The 18,046-nt window shown below is 66.4% G+C and carries 16 protein-coding genes; 8 read left to right on the forward strand and 8 right to left on the reverse strand.

The window, feature by feature from the left end; translation table 11 throughout:
• Positions 1-73 precede the first annotated feature (73 nt).
• The 3 genes from FLV34_RS07450 (at position 74) to FLV34_RS07460 (ending at position 5,264) form a co-directional block, all read left to right on the forward strand.
• Entirely contained in the window at positions 74-2,035 is a 1,962-nt protein-coding gene (locus FLV34_RS07450) for a site-specific DNA-methyltransferase (RefSeq protein ID WP_147942689.1), read from the forward strand.
• Between the two features lie 87 nt (positions 2,036-2,122).
• The gene (locus FLV34_RS07455; RefSeq protein ID WP_222709434.1) at positions 2,123-4,408 is read left to right on the forward strand and encodes a hypothetical protein; all 2,286 of its coding nucleotides are present in this window, start codon (positions 2,123-2,125) and stop codon (positions 4,406-4,408) included.
• Positions 4,409-4,583: 175 nt separating this feature from the next.
• The gene (locus tag FLV34_RS07460) at positions 4,584-5,264 is read left to right on the forward strand and encodes a DUF4145 domain-containing protein (RefSeq protein WP_168066484.1); all 681 of its coding nucleotides are present in this window, start codon (positions 4,584-4,586) and stop codon (positions 5,262-5,264) included.
• A gap of 741 nt (positions 5,265-6,005) precedes the next feature.
• Here the strand turns inward: FLV34_RS07460 and FLV34_RS07465 are convergent.
• The 3 genes from FLV34_RS07465 to FLV34_RS07475 are packed head-to-tail and all read right to left on the reverse strand — an operon-like array spanning position 6,006 to position 8,772.
• Positions 6,006-6,254, reverse strand: a complete 249-nt coding sequence (locus FLV34_RS07465; RefSeq protein WP_222709435.1) for an LLM class flavin-dependent oxidoreductase — start codon at positions 6,252-6,254, stop codon at positions 6,006-6,008.
• Positions 6,255-6,271: 17 nt separating this feature from the next.
• On the reverse strand, positions 6,272-7,618 hold the full coding sequence (locus tag FLV34_RS43210; protein ID WP_142651338.1) for a fumarylacetoacetate hydrolase family protein: 1,347 nt from the start codon (positions 7,616-7,618) through the stop codon (positions 6,272-6,274).
• Positions 7,615-8,772, reverse strand: coding sequence for an epoxide hydrolase family protein (locus FLV34_RS07475; protein WP_142651337.1), 1,158 nt, complete (start codon positions 8,770-8,772; stop codon positions 7,615-7,617). Before FLV34_RS07475 ends, FLV34_RS43210 begins: the two co-directional genes overlap by 4 nt.
• 157 nt (positions 8,773-8,929) lie before the next feature.
• Between FLV34_RS07475 and FLV34_RS07480 the strand changes: the two genes are divergently transcribed.
• Positions 8,930-9,874 (forward strand): LysR family transcriptional regulator, encoded by a 945-nt coding sequence (locus tag FLV34_RS07480; protein WP_142651336.1) that lies wholly within the window; start codon positions 8,930-8,932, stop codon positions 9,872-9,874.
• Between the two features lie 30 nt (positions 9,875-9,904).
• A complete protein-coding gene (locus FLV34_RS07485) occupies positions 9,905-11,092 on the forward strand; it encodes an FAD-dependent monooxygenase (protein WP_147942691.1) in 1,188 nt (395 codons plus the stop codon).
• Here the strand turns inward: FLV34_RS07485 and FLV34_RS07490 are convergent.
• From FLV34_RS07490 to FLV34_RS07500, 3 genes are read right to left on the reverse strand one after another with little or no spacing between them, the layout of a single operon-like run.
• The gene (locus tag FLV34_RS07490; protein WP_147942692.1) at positions 11,085-11,438 is read right to left on the reverse strand and encodes a hypothetical protein; all 354 of its coding nucleotides are present in this window, start codon (positions 11,436-11,438) and stop codon (positions 11,085-11,087) included. The genes FLV34_RS07485 and FLV34_RS07490 overlap by 8 nt on opposite strands.
• A gap of 35 nt (positions 11,439-11,473) precedes the next feature.
• Complete coding sequence (locus FLV34_RS07495) at positions 11,474-13,324, reverse strand: HAMP domain-containing sensor histidine kinase (RefSeq protein ID WP_147942693.1); 1,851 nt, start codon at positions 13,322-13,324, stop codon at positions 11,474-11,476.
• Complete coding sequence (locus FLV34_RS07500; RefSeq protein ID WP_142651332.1) at positions 13,314-14,033, reverse strand: response regulator transcription factor; 720 nt, start codon at positions 14,031-14,033, stop codon at positions 13,314-13,316. Before FLV34_RS07500 ends, FLV34_RS07495 begins: the two co-directional genes overlap by 11 nt.
• Positions 14,034-14,136: 103 nt before the next feature.
• Here FLV34_RS07500 and FLV34_RS07505 point away from each other — a divergent pair, with 103 nt between their 5' ends.
• Complete coding sequence (locus FLV34_RS07505; protein WP_142651331.1) at positions 14,137-14,751, forward strand: hypothetical protein; 615 nt, start codon at positions 14,137-14,139, stop codon at positions 14,749-14,751.
• 45 nt (positions 14,752-14,796) lie between these two features.
• On the opposite strand, the gene FLV34_RS07510 is transcribed toward FLV34_RS07505, so the two are convergent.
• The gene (locus FLV34_RS07510; protein WP_222709436.1) at positions 14,797-15,255 is read right to left on the reverse strand and encodes a hypothetical protein; all 459 of its coding nucleotides are present in this window, start codon (positions 15,253-15,255) and stop codon (positions 14,797-14,799) included.
• 122 nt (positions 15,256-15,377) lie between these two features.
• Here FLV34_RS07510 and FLV34_RS07515 point away from each other — a divergent pair, with 122 nt between their 5' ends.
• Together FLV34_RS07515 and FLV34_RS07520 are read left to right on the forward strand one after the other, a co-directional pair.
• Complete coding sequence (locus FLV34_RS07515; protein ID WP_147942694.1) at positions 15,378-16,703, forward strand: hypothetical protein; 1,326 nt, start codon at positions 15,378-15,380, stop codon at positions 16,701-16,703.
• Entirely contained in the window at positions 16,663-17,208 is a 546-nt protein-coding gene (locus FLV34_RS07520; protein ID WP_147942695.1) for a PxKF domain-containing protein, read from the forward strand. Before FLV34_RS07515 ends, FLV34_RS07520 begins: the two co-directional genes overlap by 41 nt.
• 72 nt (positions 17,209-17,280) lie before the next feature.
• Here the strand turns inward: FLV34_RS07520 and FLV34_RS07525 are convergent, their stop codons facing one another.
• Entirely contained in the window at positions 17,281-17,976 is a 696-nt protein-coding gene (locus FLV34_RS07525) for an HAD family hydrolase (protein ID WP_222709437.1), read from the reverse strand.
• Positions 17,977-18,046: the final 70 nt, after the last annotated feature.

Raw genomic sequence — 18,046 nt, forward strand, 5'->3', positions numbered from 1 at the left:
TGACCAGTCGCCGTCACTTGGAAACGGTTGAATACCCCCAAACTGTCGGTGGCTAGACCTAAGCTTGGCAAACATGAGCGAGCCCGGCACCCCCTTCATCGATAGCCCCACCCTAGACGAACTAACCCGTGCAGAGCTCATTGAGCTCATCCAGGCTCAGCAAGAGGCAGGAATTCGAATAAGCTTTCCTGGAAAAAGTAACGCCCGCAAGATTGGTCGTAAAGTCCGCCCTCGGGTCCTGCGTGAGCTCAAGACTTACGGATTCGGCCCTGAAACTGAACGCGCGAAGAATCTGGTCGTCGAGGGGGACAATCTCCAGACGATGGCGACGCTTTACAAAGAAAGAGGTCAAGTTGACCTCATTATTGCTGACCCGCCATACAACACGGGACGGGACTTCCGCTATAACGATCGCTGGGATACGGATCCCAACGACCCGGGCCTAGGCGACATTGTGAGCGCCGAGGATGGTGCCCGGCATTCCAAGTGGATGAAATTCATGCTCCCCCGGCTGCAGATGATGAAGTCAATGCTCAAGCCTGGAGGAGTCCTTGCCGTCTGCATCGACCATAGAGAGCTGTTTCGACTTGGGCAGATGCTTGACGAGCTCTTCTTCGAACAGAATCGTTTAGCAATTATCAATTGGCAGAAATCGTACGCTCCTCGTAACGACAAGCGGCATGTCAGTACAGCTACTGAGTATGTTCTTGTGTACGCTAAAGACGAGGCCCGTACTCATACTGCCTTGCTGCCTCGTACGGCAGAAATGAACGACCGATACAAGTCACCAGATGGCGACCCCAAGCTCTGGAAGAGTAAGGATGCGTCGGGTTCGAAAGCAATCAAGAACCAGACCATGGTGTACGCAATCCAGTCGCCGTTTACTGGGGAACTGCATTACCCACAACCCGGATGCTGCTGGCGGACCGCACAGAGACAGCTCCTAGCTTGGATCCAGGAGTGGGGATCTGAATACGAACTTAAGGATCTCGATGATGCCGCTGAAAGAGCAAAGATCATCGGGATTGAGGCGTCCGATGTTCCTCGTGTTAAAGGCTTAGTGCTCAAGACGTCTCTTCCTGAGGCCAGGAGGGCGGCAGAAGAAGCCTTGGAGGCCGGCGTCTGGCCTCAACTCTACTTCGGACTCCAAGGTACTGGGCGACCCCAGCTGAAAAATTATCTCGAAGACGTCAAGCAAGGACGTATTCCCATGACGTTCTGGGCACATGAGGACTTCGAACCAGAGCTGACTGTACTGGGTACCGTGTCCTGGAGACACGAGGAGTCAGGTCATAGCCAGACCGGCATTAGCGAACTGGACGCGGTGGTGGGACCGCATCATGGGTTCGATACGGTCAAGCCTCTCAAGCTGATCGAAAAAATCATCAACCTGTGGTGCCCCCCGGATGGGCTCGTCCTAGATCCTTTCGCTGGTTCAGGTACCACTGGGCACGCTGTTCTCTATCTCAACAGCGAAACAAATGCTAGTAGACGCTTCATTGCGATCGAGCAGGGTCGGCCAGAGCGCGGGGACAGCTACGCACGCTCTCTGCTTTCGAACCGCCTTCAGCGAGCGGCTCAGGGCAAGTGGCATCGGGGGAGGGAGGAACCACTAGGCGGCGGTTTCCGCTTTATGACACTCGATCGTAAGGTGGATGCGACAGCTCTTCTTGGCATGGAACGTGGAGAGATGACTGACACCGTCATTGCTTCACACTTCGATTCCAACCGGCGCCGTGGACCAGGTCTCACTTATGAGACGCCTGGGAAGTACCGCTATCTGGTAGGGCGCAATAGTGAGAACGAGGGCTTCTTCCTAATCTGGGATGGCCCTGATCAAAACACTAACCTAACTGAAGATGTCTACGAGGAGCTAGTAGAAGAGGCTGTGGCGGCTGAGCTTAAGCCTCTGTACCACGTGTACGCACGTCTGTATCTCTTCCAGACAGATGATGTGATTTTTTATCAAATCCCGGACAGGATTCTCAGGGATTTCGGGCTCGACCTCCGCGGCGAACCATTCAGCGAAGAATAAGCCCAGAGTATCGCATTAACGGCACTACACGCGAGGGTGTACATGCTTGAGCTAAAAGACTTTCAGCAGGCGGCCTCTACGAGGATCGTGGAACGCTTCGCTCGCTACTACGCAGATCCGCCTATGCGCGGCAAGATTACATCATCACGCGTAGTTCCGTTCTTTCAGGCGCTCGCCTCGATTACCGCTTCTGGTAAGACAGTCATCCTAGCCGATGCTGTCGCCGGGATATCTGCCGCCCTCCCGGTCGCGCCGGTCGTCTTATGGCTCAGTATGGGGCGTGTGGTAGTAGAACAATCGCTCGCCAACTTATCGGCTGGGGGCAAGTATCACCACCTATTAGGGGAAACGAACGTAGCAACGCTGGCTGAATATGATCCGGAAATCGTAAGGGGCGCCACGAGTGCATCGCTCTTCTTTGCTACAGTGGGGACATTTAATCAGCGTGATAAGGAACGCGGCGACCGCCTAATATTCAAATGTGACATAGATACGGCAGAATCAAGCACGTGGGACCTGCTTAAGGTCCGCCTCAATTCAGAGGATGTTCGCAGGCCACTCATTATCGTATACGACGAGGGTCACAACTTATCGGACCAGCAAACCAGTCTTCTCTTGGAATTGCAGCCCGACGCGTTCTTGGTGGCTAGCGCAACCATGCGACTGCCTTCACGTCTCTCGGACGAGATCAATGAACTCAAGAAAGAAGGCTGGAGCGACGAAGACCTCGTCACTGCGATAGAGCCTACCGCAGTGGTCGAGGCGGGCCTAATAAAGAGCACTGTCCTGCTGGCTGGCTATGAGGCTCCCATGGAGGAGACTGTCTCCGCCATGCTGGCTGACATGAGGGACGCCGCGGCTCAGGCGAAACTCCTAAAGCTCGAATCTCCCAAAGCGATCTATGTGTGCAAGACCAACATCGTAGAAGGCGATGCGCAGCGCACGGATGATCCAAAGCGGCCCTTCGTCGCACGGGAAGCGCCACCGATCCTAATATGGCGCTACCTTGTAGAAACGTGCAAAGTCGATCCCGCTAAGGTCGCTGTCTACTGCTCCCTCAAGTTCGACCGGCAATTTCCCCCTCCTGTCGAATTCAACCTATTCTCGGGAGGTGAAAAGGATTATGTCAATTTTGCCGAGGGTGATTATGAGCACGTCATCTTCAACCTCAGCCTTCAAGAGGGCTGGGATGACCCTCGCTGCTACTTCGCATACGTTGACAAAAGTATGGAGTCGAATGTAGCAATCGAGCAGGTAATCGGCCGCCTGCTTCGGCAACCAGGTGCGCAGCATTATACGGCCGAGCGGTTGAACACAGCACACTTCTACGTGCGCGTGGACAAGCGAAACGTCTTCAGTGAGATACTGTCAGCGGTAGCGCTGAAATTAAAGGCAGAAGCGCCAGAGGTACGTCTTATGGCGAGCGGCCCTGGCAAAGCTGCCGTCACGTCATTAGAGCCACGAGAAAGAGGGTATATTTACAAGACCGCAATTGACGCCTCGTATGCCGCAGAGCCTATCTCAAAAATCATGAAGACACTCGCGGACTACCGGAAGGACGACGGGAGGAACACTCGGGCAACCGGCGGGCGCAGCATCGTACAGCGCGCCGTGGGAGAAACTACCTCTGGTCAGCCTGAGTTGGTGTGGGAGGACTTTGAGCACACCAACCAAGTGTCTGCGAGGTGGGTCTTCTGCAGGGAGGTTGGTCGACGCTTCCAAGGCGCTTTGGGCGTTGCCATGACTCACGAAGGAAAGTTCGATGCTCTCGTGGGATTTGGCTCGCCGGCGTATGCGAATGTGGTGCGAGTCGCGGCTGACGTCGTAGACGCTTACGTAGACAATGTCGTTCTAAAACAGCAAAAGCCAAATCCCTACGAAGTGGGGGCGATGTTCGTGCGGGCGGACAGTCTCGAAACGTTCGAGAACAGCTTGCATGACGGCTACAGCGACTTGAACCCTAGCTTAGAGTTACCATTCGCCCGCGCCTTAGATGGGTTCGGCCTTCCCTGGTGTCGGAACCCTAGTCGTAGCGGATATGGGATTCCGCTAATTACTATGGGGAAGACGCGCACTTTCTACCCCGACTTCTTAGTCTGGTCGGGGGATCACGTGTTTGCGTTAGATACGACGGCCTCCCACCTTCTCGCGGACAAGACGAGTCGCAAACTTCTCTCTATCCGCCCCGTTCGCAACGTAGCGGGTCAACTTTGGGTGCGGTTTATCTCGCAAGGTAAGTTCGAGAACGAGGTGACCCAGGTGGATACTGAGGGTTTTACCGTCTGGGGATTGAAGCAAGATGGGACCTTGCGTCGATCGCATGTGGACACGATGCACGATGCGATACAGCGGGCTCTGACTCCAGAGCTGTAGAGCTGCCGAATTGCTCTCATAGGGATCAAGGGCGGCGCTGCGCGCCGCCTCGCGGCCCCTCGCCCGCTCGGCGGCCGGGCATGCGGCCTGGGGGCCGGTCCCGGCCGCCGACGGCTCGAACCGCATCGCTGCAAACTACTGTCATCCAGCGATCACTTCTCGCTACGGTGTCATCGTGACATCGGCCTTCCAATACGAGATTCGTTGCTGGGCGTGCGCCGAGGACCAGGCCGCAGAAGAGCGTGCGGAGTTCGTGACTGGCCAAACCGGTGAGAACGACGAGCAAAAGATCCGCTTAGCTATCGCCACCTGCAATAACTGCTTCGCGCCCGTAGCCCTCTACCAGCAGCTCATTTGGGACGACTACGCAGAGGAAGAGGTCGTACGGTCCACGCGCGCAGACGTGATCTGGCCCTACTCAGATCAAAGAGGGCAAGATCGCTCACGCGCCATCCCCCATGATCTGCGCAGAGAGCACCAAGAAGCGCAACTATGCTTCAACGCCAACGCATACACGGCCACTGTCGTCATGGTTCGACGCGCCCTAGAAGGGGTGTGTACCGACCATAACATCAAGGTCAAGAACCTGGTCAGTGCACTCGAAGAGATGGAGCGCCAGGGGCTGATTGAAGGCCGACTACTCGAGTGGGCTCAGGAGCTACGAGTGCTTGGAAACGAAGCAGCACACTATACGGGCCGCCCGGTAGCTCGCCAGGACGCACAAGATGCGCTCGACCTGGCCGAAGCTCTGATGGATTACCTGTACGTCTTTACCGGGCGCTTCAACGAGTTCAAGAAGCGCCGCGACGAGTCTCGAAAGGACGCCTCCGGCGGGGGCGCTCCGGCTCCGGGATGACCGCCAAGTTGAGGAGTGCGGGCCGTAGGTGGCTGAGGTAGGAGTCCGCGCGTCCCTTCTGCCATCGACCCGGGCAAGCCCAGCAGACCAGCTCCTACGGCTCAAGCCCGTCTGTGACCCCTGGCGTCCGATGACCGAGGAACAGCGACCGGTTGACGTACACGCGAAGACGGGCTTGCCCCTCCGTCGCCGGCCTGCTGCTGCTCCGCAGCGGGTCGAGGGCATACGGGATGCGCGGACGGGGGAGGAGCGTGCGGCGCCGCACGGGCAGAAAGGCCGCTGTGCAATATGCGTGCAATGATCTTGACGATCAGGGCCGGGCGAGCGGGCTCCGGCGCAGGTCAAGAGCGTCGGGCAACCTGGAATGGTCACGCGCTGTAAAACCGTCGGCTCAGCCTACCCAGGTTCGAACCCTGGACCTGCCACCAGCAGAACAGCAGCTCAGAGGCCCTCCGGGGCCTCTTCTGCATTTCAGGGATATGCAGCCAGAGGCAGCCCTGAGTGGCCCGATGCCAGTGGGTCGACAAATGCGGCATGCGCCTCACCGTCGTCTTCGGCGCCATCACGCCACCGTCGGCATGGCTCTGCTTGCACTGTCCGGACCCCAGGGCAGCTACCTCGTCAACATCCTCGGCCCGTCCGTCGTCATCGGCGTCGGTATGGCCCTGATCTTCCTGCCCCTGTCCCTGGCGGCCGGCACCGGCGTGCCCGCCGACTGCCAGGGCATCGCCTCCGGCTCCATCAACGGACCTCCTTGGCCAGCAGGGCGCCAGGCCACGTCGGGGCCAGCAGGACCGCGCTGAGCAGCCCGATCGTGGTGGTGGCCCCCGCCGCGGCGAGCGCGACGGTGTCGCTCACCCCCGGGTACGCGTACCGCCCGGTCGTGGCGAGCGTGGAGAACCCGGCCTCCTCCGCCAGGGCCGCCCAGCGCGGAATGGTCGCGGCGGTGACGTCGCGCACCTGGTTCGGAAGTCCGATGCCGATCTTCACAAAACTCCTCTCCGATGTCATGGCCTGCCAGGAAGGCGGCCGTTCTCGACCAGCGCTTTGAGCCGCGGCAGGGTCTTCTCGATGGCCTCGGCATCCCGCCGGCCCCAGGCGGATCCCGCGACGCGCTCTCCCTGCGGCGAGGTGGTGAAGTCGCAGGTCTCGGTGACCAAGGTGCCGCCCTCGGCCTCCTCCAGCTCGTAGCGCCAGCGGTGCCGGCCCGGGTGCGCCCAGGCGATGCGGCGGTTCTCCTCGTACTCGACCACGGTGTTCGTCACCTCGTACGGCACGTCGAACAGCACCATCGAGACGCTGAACTCCGCGCCCAGGGTGAGGCGGGCGGGACCGGTGATCGTGCCCGCGACCGTGCCGGACCCGTCGAAGTGGTGGTGCCGGTGGGGGTCGGCGATCACGTCGAACACGGCGGCGGCGGGAGCGGCGATCAGGATGCTCCGCGAGATCTTCATCTCCGGTACGCGCGTGTCGCCCTTCGCGACGATCCGCGCCTCGACCGCGCCGAGCTGCTCGACCTCGACCCGGACGGTGTCGCCGGGCGCCAGGTAGTCGCGCCGCCCGGCCAGCTCCAGGATGCAGCCGGTGCCGACGGGACCGCTGGCGATGATGTCGCCGGCCCGCAGCGTGGTGTCCCGCGACGCGTGCGCCAGCAGCTCGCCGAACGACCAGTGGATCTCGTCCCAGCCGCCTCCTCCGTACAGCTCGCCGTTGACGTAGCCGTTCATCGCGAGCTTGTAGCCCTTGCCCGACCGGTGGGGCTCCAGTTCGTCGGGCGTGACCAGGTACGGGCCGAGGCTGGTGGCGGCGTCCTTGCTCTTGGAGGGGCCGAAGACGAAGCCCATCTCCCGGGCGAAAAGGTCGCGGGCGCTCCAGTCGCAGTAGACGACGTACCCGGCGATGTGGTCCTCGGCGGTGGCCGGGTCCAGGTCGGAGCAGTCGTCGGCGATGACGGCGGCGACCTCGACCTCGTAGTCCCACGCCGTGGTCGCGGCCGGGACGGGGACGTCGTCGCGCGGGCCCCGGATCGCGGCCGGGTTCGAGAAGTGGAAGATCGGCTCGTCGTACCAGACCTGGCTGATCGTGCCGCCGGCGGCGCCGGCGACGTGCCGTTCGAAGGCGGCGAAGTCGCGGACCGAGGGCGGCACCGGGATCGGCGCGAGGAGGTCCGCCCAGGCCAGGTCCACGATCTCGGCCGGGTTCGACGTCACGAGGGCGGCGGCCGCCTCCAGGCCCTCACCGGAGCGCAGCACGTCCAGCAAGGTCATTCCCGGGGTGTGGCCGAGGATCTTGTTTCCCTGCACCAGCCCGCAGCGCTCCGACCCGTCGGACGAGCGGTACGTGACCCACCTCATGCGGACTCCCCGATCGCCCGCGCGAACGCGCGTACCTCCTCGACGAACAGGCCGGGCTGCTCGAACGCCGCGAAGTGGCCGCCGGCGGGGATGTCGTCGTTGAAGTAGCGCAGGTCGTGGAAGGCGCGTTCGGCCCAGATCCGCGGGGTGCGGGTCAGCTCGTTCGGGAAGACGCTCACGCCCACCGGCAGGTCCAGCTCGGTCAGCCCGAGCGGCTCCTGGGCGTACTCCCAGTAGAGGCGGGCGGATGAGGTGGCCGTCCCGGTCAGCCAGTACAGGGAGATATGGTCGAGCATCTCGTCCAGGGTGAAGGCGCCGGGGGCGGCCCAGTCGAGGAACTTCTCGTAGATCCAGGCGGCCTGACCGGCCGGGGAGTCGGTCAGGGCGTAGCCGATGGTCTGCGGCCGGGTGCGCTGCAGCAGGTGGTAGCCGGAGTGGACGCGGGCGAACGCCTCGCCCTGGGCCAGGGCCGCGGCCTCTTCCCTGGTCGGCTCGTCGCCGACCGGCGGCAGGGCGAGGAACTCGGGGAAGTTGAGGTGGACGGCGCGCAGGCCGTCAGGGCGCTGCTTCCCCATGCGGGTGGCCACCACGCCGCCCCAGTCGCCGCCCTGCGCCAGGTAGGAGTCGTAGCCGAGGCGCCGCATCAGCACCGCGTACGCGGCGGCGATCCGGTCCGGGGTCCAGCCGCCGGTGCTGGGGATGTCCGAGAACCCGTAGCCGGGCATGGACGGGACGACGACGTGGAAGGCGTCCCGCGCGTCCCCGCCGTGCGCGACCGGATCGGTCAGCGGGCCGATCACCTTCAGGAACTCCAGGAACGATCCGGGCCAGCCGTGCAGCAGCAACAAGGGTGTCGCGTTCTGGTGCGGTGAGCGGACGTGCGTGAAGTGGATGCCCTGGCCGTCGATCGTGGTGCGGAACTGGCCGAGGTCGTTGAGGTGCCGCTCGATCGTGCGCCAGTCGTATTTGGTGGCCCAGTGGTGCAGGAGCTCCCGGAGCCGGCCGAGCTGCACGCCCTGGGCGGCGTCCGGCACGGTCTCCTGGTCGGGCAGGCGTACCCGGGCCAGCCGCTCTCTCAGGTCGGCCAGCGCGCTGTCCGGGATGTGGATATGGAACGGCTGGACGCCGTCGTGGCGAGCCGTGTCTGCTTGCATGGTCTTTCGGTTTCTCCGTGAACGGTGGTCATCGCCCGGCCTGAGGAGCCGGGCTCGGCAGATCGACCATGCGTTCGCGGTCACCGGCGCGTCCAATGAAAGTTGCGCAACAGGTAATACGATCCCCGTATCACCGCAGGTGGGCTAGCCTGCTGGTGTGCTCCCCGCCCCCGTCGACCTCGACCTGAGACTGGTGCGGTGCTTCGTCGTCGTCGCCGAGCATCGCCACTTCGGCCGCGCGGCGGAGGCCCTGCACACCACCCAGCCGTCGCTGAGCCGTCAGATCCGGCGGCTCGAGCAGCAGCTCGGCGTGCGGTTGCTCGACCGTACGACGCGCGGCACCCACCTGTCCGAGGCGGGCGAGGTCTTCCTGCCCCTGGCGACCGGGCTGCTGCGCGCGGCCGGCCAGGCCATGGCGCAGACCCGGGCCGCCGCCCGGCCGCGCGAGATCACCATCGGCTACACCCGCGGCCTGTTCATCACCCCCGCCGTACGCGCGCTGCGCAAGGCCGAGCCGGAAGCCGAGGTGAAGACCCGCCTGCTGGCCTGGAACGACTCACGAGCGGCGCTCCTCGACCATCGCGTCGACGCGGTCGTCACGCGGCTGCCGTTCGCCACCGACCAGCTGCACGTCACGGTCCTCTACGACGAGCCCCGCGTCCTGGTCGTCCCGCTCGACCACCCTCTCGTCGGCCGCGAATGGGTCACCCTCGACGACATCGCCGGCGAGCCGATCCCCCACGTCCGCCAGTCCGATCCGCTGCTCAACGCCTACTGGCGCGTGGACCCGCGCCCCGACGGGAGCCCGGCCCCGGACGGCCCGCTCGTCGAGGACCTCGAGGACAAGCACGAGCTCATCGCCGCCGGCGCCGCTGTGGCCATCGGCCCGCCCCTCGACTACGCCACCGGCCTGCACCCCGGGCTGACCACCATCCCGCTGCGCGACGTCGAGCCGAGCCAGGTCGTCCTCGCCACCCGGGCCGGCGACCGCAATCGCCTGGTCACCGCCTTCCGCAAGCACGCCGAGGCCCGGCTGCGTACGCACCAGAGCCACCCCGCACGGACGTCGGGGGTCAGGCGGTCGTCAGCGGATGGTCGGTGAGTCGTCAGCGGGGTTTCCGAAGGTAGAGCCATGACGAACAAGCACACCTCGGTCCTCATCTCCGGCGCCAGCATCGCGGGCCCCGCCCTCGCCTACTGGCTGGCCCGCTCCGGCGCCCAGGTCACCGTTGTGGAGAAGGCCCCAGCCCTCCGCACCGGCGGCCAGGCCATCGACTTCAAGGGCGAGACCCACATGGAGCTCCTCCGCCGCATGGGCATCCTGGAGGAGATCCAGCGCCGCCAGACCGGGGGCACCGACCAGACGGTCATCGACTCGTACGGCAAGCGGATCACGGTCATGCCGGGCTGGTTCACCGGTGGCGACCTGGAGATTCTCCGCGGCGACCTGGCGGAGATCCTCTACGAGCGCACTCGTGACACCTGCCAGTACATCTTCGGCGACTCGATCACCTCGCTCACCGAGACCGCCTCGGGCGTCCAGGTGACGTTCGAAAAGGGCGCGCCCCGGACCTTCGACGTGGTCGTCGGCGCGGACGGCATCCACTCCAACGTGCGCCGCCTGGCGTTCGGCCCGGAGTCGAACTACGTGAAGCACATGGGTCACTACTACGCGCTGGTGGACATGGAGCGTGTCGTGGACGAGCCGGTGATGTACAACGAGCCGGGCAGGCTCGTCTCCATCGGCGGCCCCAAGGCGCCCGTCTTCTTCTGCTTCGCCTCGCCTCAGCTGACCTACGACCGCTACTCGGCGGCCGAGCAGAAGCAGATCCTGATCGACGCCTACCGCGATGGGGGCTGGCGGGTGCCCGAGATCCTGGCCAAGCTGGCCCGTTCGAAGGACGTGTACGTCGACGCCATCGCCCAGGTCGCGATCGAGCGCTTCTCGAAGGGCAGGATCGTGCTGCTCGGCGACGCCGCCGCGGCCAACACTCTCGGTGGCGTCGGCACCGGCCTGGCCCTGGTCGGCGCCTACGTGCTGGCGGGCGAGCTGAGCCAGGCCGACCACCGTACGGCCTTCGAGCGCTACGAGAAGACCATGCGCCCGTTCATCAAGGCCGCCGACGGCAACAACGCCGGGCCCTTCCTGGCACCGCGCACCCGCAAGGGTCTGTGGCTGCGCAACCAGTTGTTCAAGCGGAGCTTCCTGCTCAGGTCGATGGCCAAGATGGGGGAGAAGATGGCGGGCGGCCACTTCGAGCTGCCCGACTACGCCTCCCTGAGCCGGTCGGCGTCCACCGACGCGAGCCGCTCTAGGTGAGCCGGCAGAGTGTCCCGCACAGCGGACAGAAGGCGAGCTTGGCCGTGGACGTCGCCTCCAGGCCGCAGTCGGGGCAGCTGCCTTGCTCGAGATTCGCCGCATTCGGCCCGAAGTCACCGTCGTAGTAGTCCCGGTCCGGCCAGGCGACTGCCTCGATGAAGGGCTGAGCCGATGACGAGTCTCCGCCTGGTGGCCGGGAGACTTCGGCGAGGACCAGCGTAGAGGGCATGGTGGTGCCGTGTTCCGCGTGAGCGGGCAGCACACGACGGAGTACGTCCACCAGTTCAGGAAGGCTCAGACGAAGCAGCTCCCGCGCCAGAGCGTCACGCTCATCATCGGTGGTCACAGGTGCCACGTTAGTCAAAGCCGGGCGGACTTCGGTCAAGCGGGGAGCCGGAGGGTGAAGGTGGAACCTTCGCCGACGACGCTGGTGGCGCTGAGCGACCCGCCGTGGGCCTCGGCGAGCTTGCGGGCGATGGGCAGGCCGAGCCCGCTGCCACCGCTCCGCCTGCTGCGCGACTTCTCCACCCGCCAGAACCTCTCGAAGACCAGCGGGAGGTCGCCGGGCGCGATCCCGCTGCCGGTGTCGGCGACGTCGATCACCACGTCGCCGCCGTCATGGCGGGCGAGCAGGCTCACGGTGCCGCCGGGCGGGGTGTGCCGTACGGCGTTGGAGACGAGGTTGCCCACCATCTGGCGCAGTCGTACGGGATCGGCGACCAGATGGAGGCGGCCGTCGGCCTTCGTCAGCAGGGTGACGCCGGCGGCCTCCGCGCCGCCCCGGTGGGCGGTCGCGGCCTGGGTGAGCAGGTCGGCCACGTCGACCGGCTCGGTGTGCATTCTCAGCTCGCCCGCGTCGGCCACCGCCAGGTCCTGGAGGTCGTCGATGACGCGCTGGAGCAGGAGGGCCTCCTCCAGCAGCGACGCCACGAGCTCCGGATCGGGGTCGGCGAGCCCGTCCTGGGCGGCCTCCAGCCAGCCGCGGATGTTGCTCAGCGGCGTCCGCAGCTCGTGGGCGACGTCGCCGACCATCGCCTTGCGCAGCTCCTCCAGTCGTTCGCGCCGCTCGGCCATGGCGTTGAAGGCCGCGGCGAGCCTGCCGATCTCGTCCTTCCCCTTGACCTCCACGCGGGCGGCGCGCCCTTCCTCCATCTGCCGTACGGCGTCGGTGAGCGCCCGCAGGGGGCGGCTCAGCCGGGTGCCGGCCATGACGCTGGCGGTGACGGTGATCAGCAGCACGAGGGCGGCGACGCCGGCGATGCGGGCCTGGTTCTCCGGCGACAGGTCGAAGACGGTGGACGTGTCGCCGCCTCGGCTGCTGAGGAAGAGCAGCGCGGGCGGGGCGACGTACGGCGTGAGCTGCTCGCGGCGGCTGCCGGCGACGCATTCCGGGACGACGCCGCCGCGGGGGCCGTCGTCCGCCGCCTGGGCGGGCACGGCTCCGGGCACCCGCGTCCAGCTGAAGTCGAGGTTGAGCCGCACGTTCGACTCGTGCCGCCGCTCCAGGCAACTGTCGACGAGCTTCTGCAGCGCCGCGAGGGCCTTGGCCTCGGTGGCGGTCGGCCGGTCGAGGACGGTGCTCGGGCACCGGGTATCGGAGTACGGCCGCGCGCCCCGGGTGTCGAGCACCGGTCGTCCGCTCGGGCTGTAGGCGATCGTGGCGACGGTGCCGAAGGCGTCGCGCAGGCAGGCGGCACGCCGTTCGGCGGCGACGCGCAGGGCGTCGCGTTCCTTGCGCGGCAGTAGGAAGGGGCCAACGGCGCGCGGGTCGATGTGGTCGGTCACGGCCGCCATGGCCTCGCCCTGCGATGCGTCCGAGTACCCGGTGGTCAGGGACGAACCGGACGCGGCCGCGAGGGCCGTGTCCATGTGCAGCGGGTCGATCGACGCGGTCGGCCGCGCGGGCAGGGTCGCGGGCGGCCCGGTGTCGGAGTCCACGAGCGGCACGCGCTGCTCGGTGGTGATCGTGACGCGGCGGCCGGTCTCGCGCGCCAACTGTTGCACGATCTTCCCCGCGCCGTCCCAGCCGGGGTGGGCGGCCGCGTAGCCGAGCAGGGTGTCGTACGTGCGGGCGTCGTCGGTGAGCGCCTGTCCCTGTTCCTGCCTGATCGCCACGGTGGTGCTCCGCGCGGTCAGCCAGGCCGTGGCCGCGATCGAGCAGACCGACACCAGCACGGAGACCGCGAGCACCCGCACCAGCAGGCTGCGGTGCAGCGGCACGTCAGTCCGCATCGCGCGCGTCCCGCCGGTCGTCGGCGAGCTTGTAGCCCACCCCATAGACGGTGAGGAGCCGTACGGGACGGCGCGGCGTGGGCTCGATCTTCCGGCGGAGGTTCATGATGTGGACGTCCACGGTGCGCGAGGTGATGTAGCGGTCGAACCCGTGCAGCCGGGTGAGGATCTGCTCGCGGGTGAACACCCGTCCCGGCTCGCTGACGAGCAGCTCCAGCACCGCGAACTCGCCGGGGGTGCACTCGACGGGCACGCCGTCCACGCTGACCTCGTGGCGGTCGGGGTCGACGACCAGGGCCCCGGCCCTCAGCACCGGCGCGGGCGGCCGGGCCGGGACGGCGACGGCACGGGCGCGCCTGAGCAGCGTGCGGACGCGCGCCATCAGCTCGCGCGGACTGTACGGCTTGGTCATGTAGTCGTCCGCGCCGAGGTCCAGGCCGAGCAGCAGGTCGTCCTCGGTGGAACGGGCGGTCAGCATCAGCACCGGGAGGTCCGACTCGGCGCGCAGGATGCGGCAGACGTCCAGTCCGTCGACCTTGGGCATCATCACGTCGAGCACCAGCAGGTCGGGGGCCCGCCGGCGTACCGCATCCAGGGCCGCGCGGCCGTCATGGACGGCGTCGACCTCGTGGCCCTCCCGCTCCAGATAGCGGCGGATGAGCTCGGCCTGCTTGACGTCGTCCTCTGCTATCAGGACATATGCACCCACAGTTGGCGATAGTAGGTGGGCCCGAGGACCGCCTCGCCCCTGCTCATCTGCCGGCCAAAGGTTCCTGACAAGTTCCTGACATTGCTCGGCCATTGTCTCCGGCATGAGCAACCGAACCGAGCGGCGCATGTCCGCACGACACGTCACCGCGATCTCCTTCGCCGCCCTGGCCTGCGGCGTCCTCACCGCCTGTGGTACCGCCGAGGCTGCGGGGGCCCCCGGCACCCCCGCTCCCGTCTCCGCCGGTCACGCGTCGGCCGCCCGGCCGGTCGCGGCGCAGACCGTGTCCAAGCCCAAGCCCGCCCACACCACGAAGTCCCGCGCGCAGCTGCGCCTGAACAGCTCCGCCGCCGAGGTGCGCAAGTTCCGCGAGGCGTACGCCCGGTGCCTGACCAAGCACGGCATGCCGAGCAAGGGCACCTGGTCCAAGGCGGCCGAGAAGTCCGCGCGGGCCGCCTGCGAGCGCCTGCGGCCGCTGCTGCCGCCGGAGCTCGACCCGGCCAAGAACCCGCACTACGCCAAGAGCGTCCGCATCGAGGCCAAGTGCCTGCAGGACCACGGCTTCGACGTCCACCTCGTCAAGGCGCCCGCCCCCGCCAAGATCGGCTGGCGGTACGCGAGCGTCCCCGGCGACGACGTCGACATCGCCAAGATCCAGGACACCTGCCGCGTGAAGGCGTTCGGCGGCGGCCGCGCGCTCCAGCCCGCCCCGCAGTAATCCCCTCGGGGCGGCGGGCGCCGCACAGCGTCCGCCGCCCCACGTTCACGGATGGACGTACCGCAGCCTGAGGGTGTCGACGTGGCCCGACCAGCGCAACGTCAGGTGCCAGCAGCCCGCTTTCGGCAGGTCGACGCCCGACGGGCCGGGCCCGCCGGGCACCTCGCGTACGACGGGAGCACCCGAGCCGTCGAGGCGCGCCTCGATCCGCAGGGGATCCCCGTCCTGGGACACCCGCGACACCCAGAGGATCTTGTTGCCGCGATTTTCCTCCGGCGGCGACAGCAACCGATCGCCGAACAGCACGGCCACGATGTCGCCCCGGTCCCCCAGGACGTACGGCATCGCCTGGTCGGGCGGGTGGAATCCCGTGCGGGCCCAGGTGGGCAGCGGAGCCGGTGACAACCGGTCGGGACACCCGCCGGACGGCTGCCCGGCACACCCCGCGAGCAGGGAACAGGCCAGGGCCAAGGTCAGCATCGGCGTCAGCGTGGTGCGAAGCATGGACGACTCCTCAGGGGGGCGTACGTGGTCGTTACCTCTACACCGCTAACCCCTCCGCAGGTTCCGGCCCACAGGCGTCCCGTTCGTGAAGATTCATCTTCCTTCAGCCGATCTTCGGCGTCGTGCCCGATTCCGTCGCTCCGCCTTCCACGAGCGACCCCGCGTTCAACGACTTCGAGCAGGGGACGATCGCCTCGGCGACCGGGGAGAAGCGCGACGGCGCGAGCGACGTCGCGACGCGGATCCGCCTGAAGGCGCCGGTCGCCGTCGATCGCTCCTGGCAGGCGCTGAAGTTCGACGGCGGCCCCAAGGGCGCCGACGTCTCGGTGACGATCTTCGCCTACGACGCCGACGGCACCTTCCTGCCGCCGTCGTCCGGCTGGAAGAGCCTGGCCTCGCCGTATGTCTACATGATCCCCTCAGGCACCGCGAAGATCTCGTACGTCCTCAGCCACGACGCCGCCGGCTCGGTGCGGCCGATCGACATGAGCGAGCGAAGCGTCTGGGTCACGCTCAGCACGGTCGTGCTGGACCCCCGGGACGACTACAAGGTGAACGCCTCGACCATCACGCCGCAGTTCACCATCCCCGGGATGCACGACGAGCAGGGCGGCAACGTCGTCGACGGCAAGCTGTGGATCGGCGCCGCCGGCGACGACAGCCACACGGTCGCGAACGGCCACGTGTACGTCTACGACATCGACTACGCCGCGAAGACGGCCACCCTCGTCCACACGTTCACGCACAACTTCGGCCACCTCAACTCGTTCTCCTACGACGAGGCGAGCGGCGACCTGATCTTCGGCAACGGATCCAGCAGCTACACCCAGGCGCCGGCGTTCTACGTCGTCAAGGCGTCGAACATCGACCTCGACGGCACGAACACGCTCGACGGCGTGCACGCCACCGCCTTCGACGTCCCCGATGACTTCGGCGCCAAGTGCAACGTGATCTGGACCGACCAGCCCGGCGTCGCGGTGATGCTGACCGACGACGGCAACCACCGTACGCACGATCAAGCCGGCCACCGGCATCGAGCACGGGCGTTACGGCGTCTACGCCCCGGCCGCCGCCGGGGAGTACAACGGCACCTGGGACCTCCTGGCGACCTATCACATCAACAGCGCGTACGACGTCGTCCAGAGCGCGGCCTGGGTGCGTGGTCACCTCGTGATCGGCCTGGGCCACGGACCCATGTCGATCGCGGTCATCGACCTGCAGGACGACGGCCACATGGACTACGAGGTCTACCGCAACTCCGCGCAGTCCCAGTATTTCGAAGCGGTCTTCTACGACCCGGACAACCGCTACTTCGGGGGCGTCAACGCCAACACCGGAGTGGGCTACTTCTGGGACGACACCAACTTCTCGTTCACGGCGACGCCTCCGGCGCCGGTCGTGACCGGGGTGTCGGTCACTCCCTCGGTCGTCACCGTCTCCAGGGGTGAGAAGCGCTCCTTCACCGCCACGGTGACCGGCGACGGCCACCCGGCGCAGAGCGTGACGTGGAGCGTGAGCGGCAACGCGAGCACCGGCACGACCATCGACGGCGAGGGACTGCTGACGGTCGCGTCCGACGAGAAGGCGCGGACTCTGACGGTCACCGCCACCTCGACCGCCGACGCATCCCGGTCCGCCGCCGTCACCGTCACCCTTCCGGCGCCCGGGACGTTCGGCGGGTTCAGGCCCCCGGTCAAGGCGGACGGCGTCACCGTCGTCAACGCCGGCCGGACCATCCCGATCAAGTGGACGATCGGCGGCGAGATGGACGGTGAGCCGGCGGTCGTGTCGGCCACGTTCGACGCGCCGGGTGCCGATTATCACTGGATCAGCACGCTCGGTTCCTACCACCTCAACGTCGATACGCCGCGGTCGTGGGCAGGGAGCCGGCGCACCTTCACGGTGACGTTGGCCGACGGCAGCGTCCATCGTGCCGAGTTCGAGATGAAGTGATCGTGGCGGACTGAGCGTTCGCCGCTCACGTTCTCCGTTCACTGGGGCCGGCGGTGCCCGTCACCGCCGGCGCTACCCGGCGCTCCATGAGGATCGTCCCGGCGTCAGCAACCGGGAAAGCTGGCCGAGATCGGTGATCCGCACCAGATCGGAGCGCCCGCCGACGCCGTCCCGGTCAAGCCAGACCGCGGCGAGCCCGGCGGCCATCGCACCGCCCGCGTCGATGTCGGGCTCGTTGCCGACGTACAGCACCTCGCCCGGGGGCAGCTCCAGCGCGTCGCACGCCGCGTGAAAGGCGGCGGCCTGGGGTTTGGACACGCCGAGTTCGGCGGCGCACAGGACGGTCTCGAAATGGTCCCGCACGCCGAGGATGCGCAACTTGCGTTCCTGGTAGTCCAGCCTGGAGTTCGACAGCACGGCTTGACGGAATTCGGTGGCGAGCTCGTGCAAGGTCGCGAGGCTGTCGGGGAAGAGCGCCCAGCAGGCTTCGAAGTGGGCCACGTAGCGATCGAACCAGGCGTCCGCTTCGGAGTCGTCCATGTCCACGCCGAGAAAGCCCCGGACACGCGCGCGGCGCTGTCCCTGGAAGTCGGTCTCCTGCGCGATGAATCTCGCCCAGTGCAGCTCTGTCTGGGCCTTCCAGTGACGAAGGGCGTCGTCGACGGAGGGGAACAGCGCGGCGAGCCCTTCGGCGGCCAGATGGTCGCGGAGGCCGGCGCGGTCGGCGCCGGCGTAGTCGAACAGAGTGTCGTCGATGTCCCAGAGCACGGCACGGATCGGCATGCGGAGACGCTAACGCGTCCGGCGGATGCCGGGCATGGGCCATTTCCGCAGGGGA

It is taken from the genome of Microbispora sp. CSR-4 (genome assembly GCF_008033685.1).
Taxonomy (GTDB): domain Bacteria; phylum Actinomycetota; class Actinomycetes; order Streptosporangiales; family Streptosporangiaceae; genus Microbispora.